The organism is Lysobacter sp. A378, assembly GCF_054052125.1.
Genome location: NZ_JBSVRK010000004.1, coordinates 186,118 through 205,378 on the forward strand (window position 1 = coordinate 186,118; position 19,261 = coordinate 205,378).

Sequence of the window (19,261 nt, forward strand, 5' to 3'; positions counted from 1 at the left end):
GCGACGGCCCGGGCTGCGCGAACGCAGCCACGAACCGGCGGGTCAATCACCACTCGTGCAACTCAAGCGTGACCGCCAACCTCCGGCGTCTCCGCTTCCAGCCGTTCCAGCTCGCGCGATACTGCGTGCGGGGAGCGGGTGTACTTCGCCAGCAACACATAGAACGCCGGCACCACGAACAGCGATAACAACGTGGACAGCGATACGCCGAAAATGATCACCACCCCGATGGTGGCGCGGCTGGCAGAGCCGGGCCCACCGGCCATCACCAATGGCAGCGCGCCCACCGCGGTCGCAATCGAGGTCATCAGGATCGGCCGCAGCCGTACCCCGGCCGACTCGATGATCGCCTGCTGGATGCTGCGTCCCTCGTCGCGCAACTGGTTGGCGAACTCCACGATCAGGATGCCGTTCTTCGCCGCCAGCCCGATCAGCATCACGATGCCGATCTGGCTGAACAGGTTGAGCGTGCCCCCGGTCGCGGCCAGGCCAACCAGCGCCCCGAGCACCGCCAGCGGGACCGTCAGCATGATCACGAACGGATGGATGAAACTCTCGAACTGCGCCGCCAACACCAGGTAGACCACCAGCAGCGCCAGCGCGAAAGTCAGCACCACCGCACTGCCCGCCTTCTGGTACTCGCGGGACTCACCCTTCCAGTCGACCTGCGCGTACTCGGGCAGCTCGGTGCTGACCACGCCTTGCAAGAACTCCAGCGCCTCGCCCATCGTGTACCCCGGCGCCAGGCCAGCGGTGATGGTGATCGCGCGCATGCGGTTGAAGCGGTTGAGGCTGCCCGCCTCGGCCAGCTCGCTCAGCGTGACCAGGTTGGACAACGGCACCAGCTCGCCACTGGTCCCGCGCACCTGGATCGCAGACAGGTCCGCTGGCGAGGCGCGACCTTCGCGACCGGCCTGCACGATGACGTCGTACTCCTCGCCGTCCTGGACGAAGGTGGTGACCCGGCGGCTGCCCATCATGGTCTCCAGCGCGTGGCCGATGTCGGTCACGCTCACGCCCAGGTCGGCCGCGCGCTGGCGGTCGATCTGCACCCGCATCTGGGGCCGGGTTTCCTTGTAGTCCGAGTCCACCGAGAACAGTCCCGGGTTGGCTTCCATGCGCTCCATCATGGTGTCGCGCCATTTGGCGATCTCGACATACTCCGGGCCACCCAGCACGATCTGGATCGGTTGCCCGCGGCTGCCCACCAGGCCGCCACCTACACGTGGTTGCGCGCGCACGCCAGTCAGCTGGTCCAGGTCGGCCCGCAACGATTCGGCGACTTCAGCCGTGCTGAGCTCGCGCTGGTTCCAATCCTGCAGGAACACGATTACGTTGCCGGTGTGCATTTCCTCGGTGGCACCCCAACCACCCGGCGCACGGGTGTTGTAGCGGCGGATCGCGTTGTCTTCACCGGAATGGGCCGCCATGATCTCCTCGACCTGCTGGACCTGCTTGACCGTGTAGTCAAAACCTGCCCCTTCCGGGCCGGTGATGGAGACGAAGAAGGATCCGCGATCCTCTGCCGGTGCCAGCTCCGATGGCACGATGCGGATCAAGCCGTAGCTCAGCACCAGCGCGCCGGCCATCAGCGCCATCACCAGCCAGGGCTTGCCAAGATGGCGCCCCAGCCAACCCTGGTAGCCACTGCTCACCTGGACCAGCTTGCGGTTGGTCCAGCGGTGCAGGCGGTTGGATTTTTCCTGATTGTGGGGGCGTACCAGTCGCGACGACATCATCGGCGTCAGGGTCAACGCGACAAAGGCGGATAGTGCAACCGCACCGGCCAAGGCGACCGACAGTTCGCGAAACAGGCGCCCGATATTGCCTTCCATGAAACCGACCGGCAGGAATACGGCCACCAGCACCGTGGTGGTGGCGATCACCGCAAACCGGACCTGTTGGGTGCCACGGACCGCGGCGACGAGCTTTGGCTCACCAAGGTCGGCGCGGCGCTGGATGTTTTCCAGCACCACGATCGCATCGTCCACCACCAATCCAATCGACAGCACCAGCGCGAGCAGGGTCAATAAGTTGATCGAGTAGCCGAACAGGTACAACGGAATGAAGGCGGCGACCAGACACACCGGCACGGTCACTGCCGGGATCAGCGCCGCCCGGAAACTGCCCAGGAACAACCAGATCACCAGCAGCACCAGTGCCATGGCCTCGATCAGCGTCCAGTAGACCCGCTTGATCGACTCGTCGATGAACACGGTGTCGTCATAGGCGACGAAGATATGCATGCCTTCGGGCAGGGTCGTCTGGATCTCCACGGCTGCCGCCTTGGCGGCGCGGGCGACGTCCAGCGCGTTGGCCGTGGAAGTCTTGACGATGCCCAGGCCGATGTTCGGCTGTCCGTTGCTCTTGTAATAGGCGCGACGCTCGGCCGAGGCGAGCTCGACCTTGGCGACATCACCAATGCGCACCACGTAGCCACCCTCACCTTGCTTGATCGGGATCTGGGCGAAGTCGGCAGGGTTCTCGTACTGGCGGGCCACACGCAGGGTGAAGTCCCGATTCTCGGACTCGATCCGGCCGGCCGGCAGCTCCACGTTTTCGGCCCGCAGCGCCGTTTCAACGTCGCGCGCGGTAACCCCGCGCGCGGCCATTGCGGCACTGTCCACCCAGATCCGCATCGCATAACGCTGACGCCCGCCGATCCGGACCTGGGCGACGCCATCAAGGCTGGACAGGCGGTCGGCGATGTAGCGGTCGGCGTAATCCGACAGCTGTAGCGTGTCCATGCCGGTCGCGCTCATGTTCAGCCAGATGACCGTGTCTGAATCGCTATCGGCCTTCTCCACCTCGGGTGCATCGGCTTCGTCGGGCAGCCGGTCCGCGACACCACTGATGGCGTCGCGCACGTCATTCGCTGCCGCCTCGATATCGCGTTCCAGGGTGAACTCCAGGGTCACCGCCGAGCGTCCGTTGACGCTGCGTGACTGGATCATCTCCACGCCCTCGATGCCCGACAACGCGTCCTCGAGCACCTGGGTGACCCGGGTCTCGACAACGGCCGCGGAAGCGCCCGGGTAATTGACATCCACCGACACCACCGGCGGATCGATGGCGGGCAACTCACGCAGGGTCAGGCGCGAGAACGCCATGATTCCCAGCACCATCAACAACAGGCTCATCACGGTGGCAAACACCGGACGGCGGATGCACAGCTCGGAGAGGTTCATGCGTCCGGTGCCACCTTGTCTGCGGCTGGCTCGGTCGTGATCGTCGAGCCATCGCGCAGTTTGCCGGTGCCATCGACCACCACCGTGTCACCGGGTTGCAGGCCGCTGACGACCTCGGCCACGCCCTTGCCCCGGCTGCCGATCATCACGTCGGCCCGTTCCACCGTGTTGTCCGCCCGGACCCGGTAGACAAACGAGCTACTGCCCACCTGGACGATCGAAATCTCCGGCACCAGCAGCGCCTCGCGCTCGGGCCGGATCAAGATGACCTGCATCAACATGCCGGGAATCAACTTGCGCTCGTCATTGGCAAACTCGCCGCGAACCACCACCGACCGGGTCACCGGGTCGATCCGCGAATCAATCGTGCCGACGACGCCGGTAAACGCCTGCCCAGGCCAGGACGCGCTGTCGGCCGTCAGCGCCTGGCCTGTCGCCAGGTGACCCAATGCGGTCTCCGGCACCGGGAAGTCGACATAGACCTGCCGGGTATCGTCCAGGGTCGCGATCGGCGTGCCGGGAGTAACCAGCGCGCCCGGACTGACCTGGCGCAAGCCCAGGGTGCCTGCGAATGGCGCCCGGATCACCCGGTCCGACAGTTGTGCCCGGATCTGAGCCACCTGCCCATTGGCGGCATCGCGGGTTGCACGCTGACTGTCCAGCGATGAACGCGCGATCAGCTGTTGCTTGTCCAACCCGACCATCCGCTGGTACAGGCTATCGGCCTCGTGGGCAGTGGCTTGGGCCTGCACAAGCGCCGCCTGTTGCTGACGCCCGCTCAGGGTCACCAGGGGCATGCCGGCCTTGATCTGGTCGCCGCTGTCAAAGTGAACTTTCTCCACCGTCTCGCTGACCTTCGCGGTAATGATCACCGACTCGCGCGCCTTGACCGTCCCCAGCGCACGCAGGGTGTCGTTCCAGGGCTGCAGCTGGAGCGTTTGCGTCGTCACAGGGGTGCCGCTGGCTGCGGTCGCCTGGACGGCCTCCTGGCTACAGGCGGACAACGCCAAGGCAATCAAAATCGCGCAAACTGCGCCTGGTCGGGTGGGGATTCGCATGCTGTGTCCGGGTCGCTCGGTAAAACGGATGGGGGGTTGCAAGCGCAACTCCGGTGAGTCTATCTGGAGCCATGTGGCGTCCGCGTGGGCCATAGGTTGGCCAGCTGACCACCGGGCCGTCACGGCATGCTGTGGAACCCTGTGTTTTGCTGGAGCAACCGACACTACCGTCCGGGCGTGACATTCTTGTCCTCGCCCCCGGAAACGAGCCCAGCCCATGATCTACGACAGCATTCTCGACACTATCGGCCGCACCCCGGTGGTGCGGCTGCACCGCATCGCCCCTGCCGGCGTCACGCTGTACGCCAAGGTGGAGTCCTTCAATCCCGGCGGTTCAGTCAAGGACCGGTTGGCGCTGGGGATCATCCTGGATGCCGAATCGCGCGGACTGCTCAAGCCCGGCGATACCGTGGTGGAGGCGACTTCGGGCAACACCGGGGTCGCGCTGGCGATGGTCTGCGCGGCGCGCGGGTACAAATTTGTCGCAGTGATGACCGAGACCTTCTCGATCGAGCGCCGAAAGTTGATGCGCGCCTACGGCGCCAAGGTGATCCTGACCACCGCCGCCGAGCGCGGCACCGGCATGGTCCGCAAAGCGCAGGAACTGGCGACCAAACACGGCTGGTTCCTCGCCGACCAGTTCGCCAATCCGGCCAATCCGGCCTACCACCGTCAAACCACCGCAGCGGAGATCCTGCAGGATTTCGCCGGCCGTCGACTCGACTGCTTCGTCTCCGGATGGGGCACCGGTGGCACCTTGACCGGCGTTGGCGAGGTGCTCAAGGTCGCCCGCCCCGACGTCCGTATCGTCGGGGCGGAACCCGCCGTCGCCTCGATGCTTGCCGGCCAACCCTGGCAGCCGCACAAGATCCAAGGCTGGACACCCGACTTCGTACCCGAGGTACTGAACGCCGACGTGGTGGACAAGCTGGTCCCGGTGGATGACGTAGTGGCACGCGACCTGGCTCGCCGGCTGGCGCACGAGGAAGGCATCTTCGTCGGGCTCTCCGCCGGCGCCACCGTCGCTGCAGCGCTGGAAGTGGCGAAATCCGCCGACGAAGGCGCGGTCATCCTGGCGATGCTGCCCGATACCGGCGAGCGCTACCTCAGCACCTTCCTGCTGGAAGACGTCAACGAAGGCTCCGACGACGACTGGCTGGCCGGATTGCCTTGAGGGCGCCGGTGCGGTGCATCCGCCTTTGGATTCCGGCATTGGGCCGAAGGTCGTAGTACGCCGAATGCCCAATCGCGACACAATCAACGCACCACAACGCAAAACGCCGGCATGGAGCCGGCGTTTTGCGTTAACCCGATATCGGTCGGGCGAAGATGGATCCGGTCAAGCCAGCTTCCACTCGCCTCGCGCTGCCAGGCCGTTGTCGCGGGCGCGGGCGAACACCATTTCCTGCGCCTTGCCGATGTTGCCAACCAGATCCTTGGACCAGATCTCCAGCGCCGCGGCCTGCATCGCGCGGCCGTAGGAGAACGACAGCGGCCACGGGTTCGGGCCGGCCAGGTTCATGGCGTTCAAGTGCGCGGTGGCGTCCTCGTCGGACTGTCCGCCGGACAGGAACACGATGCCCGGCAGGATCGCCGGCACGGTTGATTTCAGGCACTGCAGGGTTGCCGCAGCGACTTCCTCCACCGATGCCTTCTCGCCGCTGCGCGTACCCGGCAGCACCATGGAAGCCTTCAGGATGGTGCCTTCCAACATCACGTTGTGCTCGTACAGCGAGCCGAACAGCGAACGCAGGGTGATCTCGGATACCTCGAAGCAGGCATCGATGTCGTGGTTGCCGTCCATGATCACTTCCGGCTCGACCATCGGCACCAGGCCCTGCTCCTGGCACAGCGCGGCGTAACGCGCCAAGGCATGCGAGTTGGCCTCGATGCAGGTACCCGACGGGCCGTCTTCGCTGATGTTGATCACCGCGCGCCACTTCGCGAAACGCGCGCCCAGCTTGTAATACTCCTCAAGGCGCGCGCGCAGGCCGTCCAGCCCTTCGGTCACCACGTCGCCCGGGAAACCGGCCAGTGCGTGGGTGCCCTTGTCGACCTTGATGCCGGGGATGATGCCGTTGTTGGCCATCAGCTTGGTGAACGGCACGCCGCCCTTGGTCGATTGGCGGATGGTCTCATCAAACAGGATTGCGCCGGAGATGTGCTCGCCGAGGTTCGGCGTGCTCAGCAGCATCTCGCGGTAGGCACGTCGGTTTTCCTCGGTGCACTCGATGCCCACACCATCGAAACGCTTCTTGATGGTGCCGGTGGACTCGTCGATCGCGATGATGCCCTTGCCCGGGGCAACCATCGCCTTGGCGGTTTCGGCAAGCTGTTCGATGCTCATGGGTATCCTGAAAAAAGTGACTGGGTAGCCTCCCAGTATAGCCGGCGCCCCAGTCAAAGACCATTGCGAAACAGTGGCTTACCGTTCATCGCTGCGGAGCCATGCCATTGGGATTCATGGAATCGGTTGGCATCAAGACGAGTGGCTCGCATTCCTCGACACTGCACCCCCAATAGCGAGCCTCGTCCTCCGCGCGCCATATTGCGGTGGCGCCGCCGTTGATCTCGAATGTCCAAATCTTGCCTTCGGCCTGCAGTTCTCCCGAAACAGAGCATGGCAGTTGGTAGAACCCGCTGTAGGGATTCGACGGGTATGGCTCGCTGAGCTGAAAGAAGCGCTCAACCTGTTGCGCCGACAGCTCCCAAGCCTGACAGGCGTCCTGCAGGGCATCGCCGGGGGCGCCATCGTAACGGGGCGGTGCAGCACTGATGACTTGGATTCCCGCGTCGAGAATGGCCAATCCAGGCGGAGGCGCGGAACCGCACGACAGCATCGATAAGCTAGTCGCGGCGACCAGGGTAGCCGTTCGCAGCGCCCTCCAGTCCGGGCAAGGATGAGTCGATGGCGAGAGGCATCCCGGGTGATGCAATCGGGTCGCCGGAGTAAAGGCCCGCGCCTTCGCCATCGGTTTTGTACGAAATGTTGTCGTGCTCATAAACGTCATTCTCTCCGAGGCCATATGTATCCTTCAAAACGCGAATGATCGTAGCGATGGATGCCGACTGCTCCGCAGTTGGTGCCTCCCATCCCGATTCACCACGATGTTTGGCGACCGTTTCGATCCCCACGCTGTCTTGGTTCATCGGATAACGATCCGGATAGCTCTTGGACTTCTCATAGTTGTAGATCCTGGTCGGCGCCCACCCCCAACCCTTGATCAAGGCGGCTTCACCGGCAGGGCTGCCACTTTCCGCTGCCCGAGACTTTATTTTTCCCACATGGGCAGTCCTCTTGAGCAGGCTCGCTGTTTGAGTGACAGCTCCATCCTTGGCAACGATGAAATGGGTGCCTATGCCGCTTTGAAATGACCGCAGGGCACTATCGACAGTGTATGAATCAGTGCGATGCAACACGATGGCTTTCGGCCCATCGATCGCCCCATTCTCGAGGGCGGGAATCGGCTTGAATGTGAACCCGGCATTTTGCACATAGCCCTTGTCATCTACGTAGGCGGGCACTCGAACCACCATCCGCTGCGAGTTCGAGGCGGGGGAAGTCGTGGATTGACCAACGCGTTTGAAATTAGGCATCGACCTTCTCCTCACCTATCTCGACATGCAGGCCTTCGGGCATATCCGAGGTCGCTACGTGAGTCTTCCCTTCGTCATCGGTCGTACCTTCTTCGGTTGCGCCGTCCATACGGATCAGTTTGTATTGCCGATTTGCCAGCGGCTTACCGGTCAACTCCGATATCAGGACGAAAGCCTCGTCGTGGGGCAGCAACCCCCCGGCGGCAGCTTGCGTCAGCGCAGTTGCCACTTGGGCGGCTGCTGAGGACTTCACCGCGCTCACACCTCCACCCGCCTCCAGGAACACACGCATCTGCTGGGTCGACAACACCTTGCAGCCGCAGGCGACCGTGGCGCCATGCAGGGCCACTTCCTCATCGTCGATGATGGTGGTCGGGTCGCATCCACCCGTAATCGGAAACACGCCCTTGTGTTGCGGGCACGTGGCTTTGTCGCCTTTGCGGCATACGCCTTTGCCGTCCAAGTCGGTGAACGGCGAGCAGGTAATCATGCGACCGCCACTGCTGGTGGCGTCGCCCAGGACTATCCAGTTCCCTGTCATCTCAATCTTCCTTGAGTCAAAGCGGTTTACTGCTCCGGCAATCTAGCCTGGTCCAACCGCGCCGTCAAAGCTCGTCCGGACCTTCCGCCCTGCCACCTTCTCCAACCTGCAACAGACGCAGGGTGTTGGTCGCGCCACGGTGCTCCATGTGGTCGCCGCTGGTGAAGATCACCCGTTCGCCCATGGCCAGTTGGTCGGCGGCGAACAGTTGGCTGATGGCGCTGCGAACGGCGTCCTGGGTGTCCAAGCCTCGGCTGTCGAAGCTGAGCGGGATGACACTGCGCATCAGCGCCATCTTTCGACGTGTACCGGGATGGCGGGACAGGCCGAAGATCGGCACCGGCGCACGAAACCGGGACAGGAAGCGCGCGGTGCCACCCGACTCGGTCATCGCCACGATGGCACGCACGCCGATGTGCTCGGACACGAACATCGCTGCCATCGCTATCGCCTGGTCGGCGCGTTGCAGGTTGCGCGGGGCGGCCTCGAAATCGGTGTCGTGGTCGAACTGGCGTTCCGCGCCCAGGCAGATCCGCACCAGCGCCTCGACCGACTTGACCGGGTAGCGGCCGGCGGCAGACTCGGCCGACAGCATCACCGCGTCGGTGCCGTCGATCACCGCGTTGGCGACATCGAGCACCTCGGCCCGGGTCGGGATCGGGCTTTCGACCATCGACTGCAGCATCTGGGTGGCGGTGATGACCACCCGGTTGCGGGCCAGTGATTCGCGGATGATCTTTTTCTGCAGGCCGGGCAGCTCGGCATCGCCAATCTCCACCCCGAGGTCGCCGCGGGCCACCATCACCACGTCGCTGGCGTCGATGATCTCGCCCAGGTTCTCGATCGCCTCGGCACGCTCGATCTTCGATACCAGCGCCGCGTCGCTGCCCGCTGCGCGCGCGATCCGGCGGGCGTCGTGCATGTCGGCGGCGGTGCGGCAGAACGACACCGCGATGAAGTCGGCGCCCAGCTGCGCGGCGACCTTGATCAATTCTTCGTCGTGCTCGGTCAACGCGCCCAGCGACAGCCCGCCGCCCTGCTTGTTCAGCCCCTTGCGGTCCGACAAATCGCCGTCGTTGAGCACGCGGGTGATGATGCGCTGGCCGTTCACCGCCTCCACCCGTAACTGCATCATGCCGTCGTCGAGCAGCAGCACGTCGCCCGCGGCGACATCACCGGGCAGCCCGAGATAACTGACGCCGACCCCGGACTGCGTGCCCGGCGCGGCATCGGCGCTGGCCAGCAGATCGAAGCGGTCACCGGCGTTAAGGCGCACCTTGCCCTCGGCGAAGCGGTCGATGCGGATCTTCGGTCCCGGCAGGTCGGCCAGGATGCCAATCTCGCGCCCGACCTTTTGCCCGGCCGCACGCACCGCCTCGGCCCTTGCAACATGCGATGCCGGGTCGCCGTGGGAAAAGTTCAACCGCACCACATCGACACCGGCGGCGATGATCGCCTCCAGCACGCCGGGCGCGTCGGTCGCCGGGCCAAGGGTGGCAAGGATCTTGGTACGTCGCAGCAGCGCGGCCATCGGCAGACTTCCATGCAAGGGATCGATCAGATCACGCTAGCACGTCTTCACGTCCGTCCTGCCCGATACAAACTACTGCCGGCCCGCCCGCCGGATGGGCCGGCAGGCAACCCGAGAACCCGCGATTCGCGGGTGGATCAACCCGCCAGCAGGTCGGGCAGTTGCGCCGGTGCGGCGGCCAGTACCTGGGCACCGGCGGCGCGCAACTCCGCCTCCCCGCCAAACCCCCACAACACGCCGATGTTGCGCATGCCGTGATGGCGCGCACCGTCGATATCCATGTGGCGGTCGCCGATCATCCAGCACTGTGACGGAATCAGCTGCAGCCGCTGCAATGCCTCGGCGATCAGCTCGGGCTTGTCGCTGCGGCTGCCGTCGATGGTGGCGCCGATCACATCGTCGAAACGATGGCCGAACGACAGGTGGTCGACGATCTTGCGCGCATGCGGCTCGTTCTTCGCGGTCACTACCGCGAGCCGGTGGCCGTCGGCATGCAGCGACTCGATGACCTCGCCAATCCCGTCATAGAGGTCGTGCTCGGCCCAGCCGTGGGTCTCGAAACGCTCGCGGTAATGCTCCACGGCACGCTCGACATCGGCGGGGTCATCGAACAGCGGGCCGAAGCTGGTACGTAGCGACGGTCCGATCCAGCGTCGCAGCTGCGACTGCGGCGGCACCGCCACGTTCATCTGCGTCAACGCGTGCGCCACGCAGCGGGTGATGCCGACCGCCGAGTCGATCAGCGTGCCGTCCATGTCGAAGAACAGGGTGGGTTTCATCGGCGCTCAGCCGCGCGCCTTGAGTGCCGTGACCGCCGGCAGTTCCTTGCCTTCCAGGAACTCCAGAAACGCGCCGCCGCCGGTGGAAATGTAGCTGACCTGGTCGGCGATGCCGTACTTGTCGACCGCCGCGAGGGTGTCGCCGCCGCCGGCGATCGAGAACGCGTTGCTGTCGGCAATCGCGTGGGCCAACGCTTCGGTGCCCTTGCCGAACGCATCGAACTCGAACACACCGACCGGGCCGTTCCAGACCACGGTGCCGGCACTGTTGATCATTGCCGCGTAGCGCGCCGCCGTGTCCGGGCCGATGTCGAGGATCATGTCGTCGGCGTCGACCGCATCGACCGCCTTCACCGTCGCCAGTGCATCGGCCGCGAATGCCGGCGCGACGACCACGTCGGTCGGCACCGGAATGTCGGCGCCGCGCGCTTTCGCATCGCTCATGATCTGCTTCGCGGTGTCGATCAGGTCCATCTCCACCAGCGACTTGCCCACGCCATGGCCCATCGCGGCGATGAAGGTGTTGGCGATGCCGCCACCGACGATCAGCTGGTCGACCTTGCCGACCAGCGAGGACAGCAATTCAAGTTTGGTGCTGACCTTGGAGCCGGCAACGATCGCCAGCAACGGCCGCGCGGGCTGGTCGAGCGCCTTGCCCAGCGCGTCCAGCTCGGCCATCAGCAGCGGGCCGCCGGCGGCGACCGGCGCGTGCCGGATGACGCCGTGGGTGGACGCCTGCGCGCGGTGCGAGGTACCGAACGCGTCCATCACGAACACATCGCACAGCGCGGCATACCGCTTCGACAAGGCCTCGTCATCGGCCTTCTCGCCGACGTTCATGCGGCAGTTTTCCAGCAACACCAACTGGCCGGGCGCGACATCGACACCGTCGACCCAGTCCTTGACCAGCGGCACCTCGATGCCGAGCAGCTCGGACAGCCGATTGGCGACCGGCGCCAGCGAATCGGCTTCGCTCCACGCGCCTTCGCTCGGCCGCCCGAGGTGCGACATCACCATCACCGCCGCGCCCTTTTCCAATGCCAGTCGCAGCGTCGGCAGCGCCGCCGCGATTCGCTGCTCGGAAGTGATGCGGGCCGGCTGGCCGGCGACATGCTCGATCGGCACGTTCAGGTCTTCGCGGATCAGTACGCGTTTGCCGGAAAGGTCGAGGTCGGTCATGCGGAGAATGGTCATGGGCGCTTCCGTGGTCATGCGGGTGAGCCTGGACATTCACCAGGCGGGACCGGCCATTGTCCCGTTCGGGGAGATGCCGGGCAAATCCTGTAGCCCTGCAGAAAGCCGGTTCCGCAGGTAGCGCGGGCACAACGGCGCTCCAAGCGAACTTGATCCTTCCCAGCATCACTTATCCTACATATTGTGTTGACTAAAAATACAAACACGATATGTTGTGTCTGTCGGTGCCGATCCTCGCGGTCGGCTGAAAAGGGAAGCCGGTGTGAATCCGGCGCTGCCCCGCAGCGGTAAATGGAAACGAACGCCGTCTTGGCACTGGGGGCAACACGCCCTGGGAAGCGACGGCCAGTAGGAAAGACAGGCATTGCCTGCCCACGTCCAGAGCCCGAAGACCTGCCGACAACCGCGTGATGCACACCGCGCGGTGACCGGCCAGGGAGTCTTCGGGGGAAGACGGTCGGTGTCGCAGCACCCTGCCTCGGGCAGGGTGGCAGGGCGTCCTCCGATGCCCGGCGACACCTTCCGTTTCAGACCCGAGAATTCCACCGCCCGCGGGGGCGTGGCCGTGCCGTCGACAGCGCGCTTTGTGCGTGCCGGCGGTACGCCCATGCCTCCGTGCGTCGACCTTCGAGGGAAGGCCGTCGACCCGTGCGCCCTGCACCGGAGCCCATCCACATGACCACCCTCGAACCAGCCACGGCCGACCTCGACCCGATTGCCGCAGCCCACACGGCTATACCCCCGAAAGAAGCCGCCGAACCCGGCTTCACCCTGACCCCGCCGGCCACCGCACTGAGCATGCGCGTGACCAAGCGCAACGGCAGCCACGAACCGGTCGACCTCAACAAGATCGTGCGTGCGATCACCCGCTGCAGCGACGATCTGTACGCGATCGACCCGATGCGCGTCGCCACCCGCACGATCTCCGGCCTGTACGACGGCGCGACCACGTCCGAGCTGGACGAGCTGTCGATCCGCACCGCCGCCCTGCTGACCGCCGAGGAACCCGAATACGGCCGCCTCGCGGCACGCCTGCTGGCCGGGGTGATCGAGAAGGAAGTCGCGTCCATCGACATCAATGCGTTCTCGCAATCGGTACAGCGCGGCTACGACCTGGGCCTGATCAACGACCGCCTGCTGGGCTTCGTGCAGGCCAACGCGCGCAAGCTCAACGACGCGATCGACAACACGCTCAACACCCGCTTCGACTATTTCGGCCTGCGCACGGTGTACGACCGCTACCTGTTGCGCCACCCGACCGCGCGCACGGTGATCGAGACGCCGCAGCAGTTCTTCCTGCGCATCGCCTGCGCCTTGTCGGAGGACGTGGCCGACGCGCTCGCGCTTTACCGGCGCATGGCCCAGCTGGACTACCTGCCCAGCTCGCCGACGCTGTTCAACGCCGGCACCACCCACGAGCAGTTGTCGAGCTGCTTCCTGCTCGACTCGCCCGAAGACTCGTTGGAAGCGATCTACCAGCGCTACATGGACGTCGCCAAGCTGAGCAAGTTCAGCGGCGGCATCGGCCTGTCCTACAGCCGCGTGCGCTCGCGCGGCTCGCTGATCCGGTCCACCAACGGGATGAGCAACGGCATCGTGCCGTGGCTGAAAACGCTGGACGCCTCGGTCGCGGCGGTCAACCAGGGAGGCAAGCGCAAGGGCGCGGCCTGCGTATACCTGGAGCCGTGGCATGCCGACGTGGAGGAGTTCCTGGAACTGCGCGACAACACCGGTGAGGACGCCCGCCGCACCCACAACCTCAACCTCGCCAACTGGATCCCCGACGAGTTCATGCGCCGGGTGGAAGCCGATGCGATGTGGTCGCTGTTCGATCCGGCGGCGCTGGCAAAGAACGGTGCGCCGTCATTGACCGACCTGTTCGGCGAGGCGTTCGACCGCGCGTATCACGCGGCCGAAGCCGCCGGTCTGGCGACCCGTCAGGTCAAGGCGCGCGAGCTGTACGGACGGATGATCCGCACCCTCGCCCAGACCGGCAACGGCTGGATGAACTTCAAGGACAAGTCCAACCGCGCCTGCAACCAGACCCTGCGCAAGGGCAACGTGGTGCATCTGTCGAACCTGTGCACGGAGATCCTGGAGGTCACTTCGCAGGATGAGACGGCGGTCTGCAACCTGGGTTCGATCAACCTCGCCCACCACGTCGAGGGCGGGCAACCCGGCAGCGGTGCGGCGCGCTTCGATTTCGGCAAGCTCGCCGAGACCGTGCGCCTGGCGGTACGCCAGCTGGACCGCGTGATCGACCTGAACTTCTACCCGATCGACACCGCACGCCGGGCGAACCTGAAATGGCGGCCGGTCGGGCTGGGGGCGATGGGCCTGCAGGATGTGTTTTTCCAGCTGCGCCTGCCGTTCGATTCCGAGCCGGCGCGCGAGCTGTCCAAGCGGATTGCCGAGGAAATCTACTTCCATGCGCTGGCGGCCTCCTGCGAGCTCGCCGTCGAGCAAGGCAAGCATCCGGCGTTCGGCGACACCCGCGCCTCGCAGGGCGAATTGCAGTTCGAAGCGTGGGGAGTGGCACCGGCTGACCCTGCCCGCTGGGACCCACTGCGCGAGCGTATCCGCGCGCACGGTTTGCGCAACTCGCTGCTGATCGCGATTGCCCCGACCGCCACCATCGCCTCGATCGCGGGCTGCTACGAATGCATCGAGCCGCAAGTGTCCAACCTGTTCAAGCGCGAGACCCTGTCGGGCGACTTCCTCGTGGTCAACAAGTACCTGGTCGAGGAGCTCAAGACGCTCGGGCTGTGGACGCCGGAGCTGCGTGACGCGGTGAAGATGGCCGACGGTTCGATCCAGGGCATCACCGCGATTCCCGAATCCCTGCGCGATATCTACCGCACCGTCTGGGAACTGCCGATGCGCTCGCTCATCGACATGGCCGCCGACCGCGGCGCCTTCATCGACCAGAGCCAGTCGCTGAACCTGTTCATGGAAAACCCGAACATCGGCGCGTTGTCGTCGATGTACATGTACGCGTGGAAGCAGGGACTGAAGACCACCTACTACCTGCGCTCGCGCCCGGCGACGCGGATCGCCAAATCGACCGTCAGCGCGCCGGTGCCCAGCAGCGAGGCGATCGCCTGCTCGCTGGAAAATCCGGAAAGCTGCGAAGCCTGCCAATGACGCGCCACGCATTTCACGCACTCTCCCCAGGAATCCCCATGACCACCCCACGGCTGCTTGATCCCGGCTTCGACCTCACCCTGCGCCCGATGCGCTACCCGCGTTTCTACGAGATGTACCGCGATGCGATCCGCAACACCTGGACGGTCGAGGAGGTCGATTTCTCGCTCGACGTCAACGACCTGCGCGGCAAGCTCGGCCCGGCCGAGCGCCACCTGGTCGAACGACTGGTCGCATTTTTCGCCACTGGCGACTCGATCGTCGCCAACAACCTGGTGCTGAACCTTTACCAGCACATCAACGCGCCCGAAGCCCGCATGTACCTGTCGCGGCAACTGTACGAGGAGGCGCTGCATGTGCAGTTCTACCTGACCCTGCTGGACACCTACCTGCCCGACGACAAAGCGCGTACCGAAGCGTTTGCGGCAGTCGAGAACATCCCGTCGATCCGCGCCAAGGCCGACTTCTGCTTCAAGTGGATCGACTCGATCCAGGACCTGAAACGCATCGAGACGCGCGAGCAGCGTCGCCAGTTCCTGCTCAACCTGATCTGCTTCGCCGCCTGCATCGAAGGCCTGTTCTTCTTCGGCGCCTTTGCCTACGTGTATTACCTGCGCTCGCGCGGTCTGCTGCATGGATTGGCCTCGGGCACCAACTGGGTGTTCCGCGACGAAAGCTGCCACATGGCGTTCGCCTTCGAGGTGATCCGCACCGCGCGCGAGGAGGAGCCGGAGCTGTTTGACGAGTCGATGCAGCGCGATGTCATCCAGATGCTGACCGAGGCCGTGGAATGCGAAATGCTGTTCGCCGCCGACACGCTTTCTGGTGGCGTGGTCGGCCTGTCGCTGAAGGACATGCGCCAGTACCTGGAATATTGCGCCGACCAGCGGCTCGGCCAGCTCGGCATGCCAAAGCATTTCGGCGCAGGCAATCCGTTCGGCTTCATGGACCTGCAGGACGTGCAGGAAGTGACCAACTTCTTCGAACGCCGGGTCTCCGCCTATCAGGTCGGCGTGCAGGGCGAGGTCGCCTTCGATGCCGCGTTCTGAGCCCGTCACCGAGGCGCGCATGACCGAGATTGTGTTCCCCGACCACACCAACCACCTGGGCACGCTGTTTGGCGGCCAGGCGCTGGCGTGGATGGACAAGGCTGCATTCATTGCTGCCTCACGCTACGCGCGCGGCACGGTGGTCACCGCGCGCTCGGAGCAAGTCGACTTTCACACCGCGGTCAACCAGGGCGCGCTGGTGCAATTGGTCGCACGGGTGATCGCCACCGGTCGCACCTCCTTGCAGGTAGAAGTGGAGATGCACAGCGAGGACCTGCATTCGGGCGCGTCGCTGCTGGCCACACGCGGTCGCTTCACCATGGTCGCACTGGACTCCGAAGGTCGACCAACCGCGGTCCCGCCATTGTCCCGTTCGGGAGATGCTGGGCAAACTTTGCCTAGTTGACGACAACGTGGCTCCGCACTCGTTCATCGAAGATTCGAGAAGATCGGGAATAAAGCCTGGTCGGGTGCGTCTTACGGGTTGCCCCCTCCATTCGAGCATCCCATGACGCTACCCGAGCCTTCCAACGACCCGCGGCCCCCTTTCGAACCTCCGGCGCGAACCGGCCGGCGGCGGCTGCTGGCCCTGGCTGGCATCGGTGCCATTGCCTTCGGTGCCGCAGGCGCCTTCGCATGGACGGCCGGATGGCTGGGCGGCGATCGACTCACCGCGCAGCGCATCGTCGGTGCCATGGAAGCCAACGGCCCGAGGCATCCAGGCTTTCGGCGAAATCACGCCAAGGGCGTCTGTATCAGTGGCACGTTCCAGGCCACTGAGCAGGCACGCACACTGTCCACTACACCAGTGTTCTCGGGCGCGCCGATTCATTTCATCGGGCGATTCTCGATCGGCGGGGGCAATCCGCATGGCGCCGACAACACCGCGCGCGTACGCAGCATGGCGCTCCAGTTTGGCGGCCCCGATGAAGCGCAATGGCGCATGGCCATGAACAGCTTCCCCTTCTTCGCCGTATCCACCCCGGAGCAGTTCCAGCAGCAGGTCCTGGCCAAACGCCCCGATCCTGCAACCGGCAAGCCGGATCCCGCAGCAATGGAAGCGTTCCTCGCCGGCCACCCACAAGCCAGGAAGTTCCAGCAATGGGCGAAACACGCGCCGTGGTCCGATAGCTGGGCGAACACGCAATACAACAGCGTCAACGCATTCCGCTTCATTGACGCCGGCGGCGCTGTCCGGTTCGTGCGGTGGTCGATGCGGCCGCGCGCGCCGTTTCGCGCGCTGGCAACGGCCGAGCGCCAACAGGCCGACGTCGACTTCCTTGCCCGCGACCTGCAGGCACGGTTGGTCCGGGCCCCGTTGTACTGGGACATGGTGGTGACCATCGCGAACGCCGACGACCCGGTCAATGACCCCACCCGCCCCTGGCCCAATACGCGTACGCAGGTGGTGGCGGGCACGCTGAGCCTGGTGCATGCCGAGCCGCAGGCCAGCGGCGAATGCCGCGACGTCAACTTCGATCCATTGATCCTGCCGCCGGGCGTCGCCGCATCGGACGACCCGATCCTCGCCGCGCGCTCGGCGGCCTACTCGCAATCCTTCAACCGCCGCCAACGCGAGATCGCGCTGGGCGACACCGCCGCCACCGGACAGGAACGTACACCATGAGCGCACCCCTGCATTTCAACGCTACCGCGCGCTGGCTGCACTGGCTGATGGCCGCGATGATCCTGTCGATGCTGTTCATCGGCGTGGGCATGGTGACTTCGGTATCGGCCCGGCCGTGGTTGATCGACCTGCACCGCCCCTTGGGCATCGCCATCCTGATGTTGGCCATACTCCGGCTGCGCAACCGCCTGCGGAGCCCCGCGGTCGCCTTGCCATCGACGCTTCCACGCTGGCAGAAAGCCGCTGCGCGCGCGTCCCACTGGCTGCTCTACGGAATGATGCTGGCCATGCCGCTGATCGGCTGGGCCATGTTGTCGGCAGGCGGGTTTCCGGTCCAGCTATCGGAATCGTTCGTACTACCGCCCATCGCACCGCAAAATACGGCGCTCTACGCGGCCCTGCGCTTCGCGCACAGCTGGCTCGGCTACCTGCTGTTCGCCACGATACTGCTGCATGTCTCGGCCGCCCTGATGCACGCCTGGGTGTACCGCGACGGCGTATTCCCGGCGATGGCCAAGGGGCCTCGCGACACCGGCGCCAGCTGAATCATTGGCCAGTTGTGTCCTGCACCTCATCGACGGCCTTCGGGTTGATCCAGATCAACGCATCGCGGTCATCGGCAAGCGCATGCTGATGTCTTGTCCGGCATCCAGGAGCGCGCGTGGCCAGCTGGTACCCCTTGATCCTGCTGCTGCACCTGTCATGCGCGATCATCTTCATTGGTGCGGTTGCGTTCGAAGTGCTGGTATTGGAGTCGCTGCACGGCCAGTTTGAGCCGGCGCTGATGCGTCGCATCGAGCAGGCGGTGATGGCGCGGGCGCGGCGGTTCATGCCGTGGGTGGTCGGCGCGCTGTTTCTGAGTGGGTTTGCCCTGTTTGACATCCGCTGTGACGGATTCACCTGTGTGGGCTCGCGTTTTGGCTGGCTGCTGCTGGCCAAGGTGACGCTGGCCTTCCTGGTGCTGGCGGTGTTCATCGGTGCCATTCGCGCCGGGATGCACGGCGGCATGAACCCGTGCAGGTTTCGCCATACACACCGCGCCATTCTGGTATTGATGGTGGGGATCGTGGCGCTTGCGAAGTTGATGTTTTATTGAGTTCCGTTCGACGCGTTGGCTTCGGCGCATTGTTAATGCGCCCTACGCGGGATCAGCCGCCTACGATGGGCAGGCCGAGGGAGCGGCCGCCGTCGTTCAGGCCCAGACCGTAACGCAGGCTACGGCCGATGCGCTGGGCGTAGTCGTGCACTTTCTCCGCGTGCTCGGCGTCCAGCACTTCGTCGGCGGTCTCGCGCCACAGTGCGAGCCAGTCCTCGAAGTGCTCGGCATGGATCGAGTGGCCGCGGTGCTTGGCCATCGGGTTGCCGCGATAGGTTCCCGCGCCCAGCGCGACCGACGACCAGAACGAGGTCAGCAGGCGCTTGTGCTCCGGCCAGTCGTCCACGGCGGCGTTGAATACCGGGCCCAGAGTGGGATGGACCTGGATCTTGTCGTAAAACCGGTCGACCAGGGCCGCCAGTTGCTGTTCGGTGAGTTCGGTGGAATTGCGTGTCAT

17 protein-coding genes and 1 riboswitch are annotated in these 19,261 nt (G+C 65.0%); of the genes, 7 read left to right on the forward strand and 10 right to left on the reverse strand.

Translation table 11 applies throughout. From position 1 onward, the window contains the following. Positions 1-62 precede the first annotated feature (62 nt). A complete protein-coding gene (locus tag ACW7G1_RS13695) occupies positions 63-3,188 on the reverse strand; it encodes an efflux RND transporter permease subunit (protein ID WP_456980305.1) in 3,126 nt (1,041 codons plus the stop codon). Further along, positions 3,185-4,246, reverse strand: a complete 1,062-nt coding sequence (locus tag ACW7G1_RS13700; protein ID WP_456980306.1) for an efflux RND transporter periplasmic adaptor subunit — start codon at positions 4,244-4,246, stop codon at positions 3,185-3,187. Before ACW7G1_RS13700 ends, ACW7G1_RS13695 begins: the two co-directional genes overlap by 4 nt. A gap of 217 nt (positions 4,247-4,463) precedes the next feature. On the opposite strand from ACW7G1_RS13700, the gene cysK reads away from it, so the two are divergent. After that, the gene (gene cysK, locus ACW7G1_RS13705) at positions 4,464-5,420 is read left to right on the forward strand and encodes a cysteine synthase A (RefSeq protein ID WP_456980307.1); all 957 of its coding nucleotides are present in this window, start codon (positions 4,464-4,466) and stop codon (positions 5,418-5,420) included. A 165-nt stretch (positions 5,421-5,585) separates the two neighbouring features. Here the strand turns inward: cysK and ACW7G1_RS13710 are convergent, their stop codons facing one another. The 7 genes from ACW7G1_RS13710 to ACW7G1_RS13740 all read right to left on the reverse strand — a co-directional run bounded on the left by ACW7G1_RS13710 (position 5,586) and on the right by ACW7G1_RS13740 (position 11,888). Next, positions 5,586-6,593 carry a class I fructose-bisphosphate aldolase gene (locus ACW7G1_RS13710; protein ID WP_456980308.1) on the reverse strand — a complete coding sequence of 336 codons (1,008 nt, stop codon included), beginning with the start codon at positions 6,591-6,593 and terminating at the stop codon, positions 5,586-5,588. Between the two features lie 85 nt (positions 6,594-6,678). Continuing rightward, positions 6,679-7,053: a hypothetical protein gene (locus ACW7G1_RS13715; protein ID WP_456980309.1), complete on the reverse strand. Its 375-nt coding sequence runs from the start codon at positions 7,051-7,053 to the stop codon at positions 6,679-6,681. Positions 7,054-7,093: 40 nt separating this feature from the next. Next, the gene (locus ACW7G1_RS13720) at positions 7,094-7,843 is read right to left on the reverse strand and encodes a peptidoglycan recognition protein family protein (RefSeq protein ID WP_456980310.1); all 750 of its coding nucleotides are present in this window, start codon (positions 7,841-7,843) and stop codon (positions 7,094-7,096) included. Further along, positions 7,836-8,384, reverse strand: coding sequence for a PAAR domain-containing protein (locus tag ACW7G1_RS13725; protein ID WP_456980311.1), 549 nt, complete (start codon positions 8,382-8,384; stop codon positions 7,836-7,838). The genes ACW7G1_RS13720 and ACW7G1_RS13725 overlap by 8 nt, the downstream gene beginning before the upstream one ends. A 64-nt stretch (positions 8,385-8,448) precedes the next feature. Beyond that, a complete protein-coding gene (pyk, locus tag ACW7G1_RS13730) occupies positions 8,449-9,915 on the reverse strand; it encodes a pyruvate kinase (protein ID WP_456980312.1) in 1,467 nt (488 codons plus the stop codon). 137 nt (positions 9,916-10,052) lie between these two features. Beyond that, positions 10,053-10,694, reverse strand: a complete 642-nt coding sequence (locus ACW7G1_RS13735) for an HAD hydrolase-like protein (protein WP_456980313.1) — start codon at positions 10,692-10,694, stop codon at positions 10,053-10,055. Positions 10,695-10,700: 6 nt separating this feature from the next. Next, entirely contained in the window at positions 10,701-11,888 is a 1,188-nt protein-coding gene (locus ACW7G1_RS13740) for a phosphoglycerate kinase (RefSeq protein WP_456980314.1), read from the reverse strand. 205 nt (positions 11,889-12,093) lie between these two features. Then, positions 12,094-12,303, forward strand: a riboswitch (cobalamin riboswitch). 383 nt (positions 12,304-12,686) lie between these two features. Here ACW7G1_RS13740 and ACW7G1_RS13745 point away from each other — a divergent pair. From ACW7G1_RS13745 to ACW7G1_RS13770, 6 genes are all read left to right on the forward strand, one after another. Further along, a complete protein-coding gene (locus tag ACW7G1_RS13745) occupies positions 12,687-15,032 on the forward strand; it encodes a ribonucleoside-diphosphate reductase subunit alpha (RefSeq protein WP_456980390.1) in 2,346 nt (781 codons plus the stop codon). A gap of 38 nt (positions 15,033-15,070) precedes the next feature. Beyond that, on the forward strand, positions 15,071-16,081 hold the full coding sequence (locus ACW7G1_RS13750; protein ID WP_456980315.1) for a ribonucleotide-diphosphate reductase subunit beta: 1,011 nt from the start codon (positions 15,071-15,073) through the stop codon (positions 16,079-16,081). After that, entirely contained in the window at positions 16,068-16,487 is a 420-nt protein-coding gene (locus ACW7G1_RS13755; protein ID WP_456980316.1) for an acyl-CoA thioesterase, read from the forward strand. The genes ACW7G1_RS13750 and ACW7G1_RS13755 overlap by 14 nt, the downstream gene beginning before the upstream one ends. Positions 16,488-16,589: 102 nt before the next feature. Continuing rightward, positions 16,590-17,708 (forward strand): catalase family peroxidase, encoded by a 1,119-nt coding sequence (locus tag ACW7G1_RS13760; protein ID WP_456980317.1) that lies wholly within the window; start codon positions 16,590-16,592, stop codon positions 17,706-17,708. Further along, positions 17,705-18,253, forward strand: a complete 549-nt coding sequence (locus tag ACW7G1_RS13765; protein ID WP_456980318.1) for a cytochrome b — start codon at positions 17,705-17,707, stop codon at positions 18,251-18,253. The genes ACW7G1_RS13760 and ACW7G1_RS13765 overlap by 4 nt, the downstream gene beginning before the upstream one ends. Positions 18,254-18,369: 116 nt before the next feature. Next, positions 18,370-18,804 carry a CopD family copper resistance protein gene (locus tag ACW7G1_RS13770; protein ID WP_456980319.1) on the forward strand — a complete coding sequence of 145 codons (435 nt, stop codon included), beginning with the start codon at positions 18,370-18,372 and terminating at the stop codon, positions 18,802-18,804. A 52-nt stretch (positions 18,805-18,856) separates the two neighbouring features. Here the strand turns inward: ACW7G1_RS13770 and ACW7G1_RS13775 are convergent, their stop codons facing one another. Beyond that, positions 18,857-19,261: a group III truncated hemoglobin gene (locus tag ACW7G1_RS13775; protein WP_456980320.1), complete on the reverse strand. Its 405-nt coding sequence runs from the start codon at positions 19,259-19,261 to the stop codon at positions 18,857-18,859.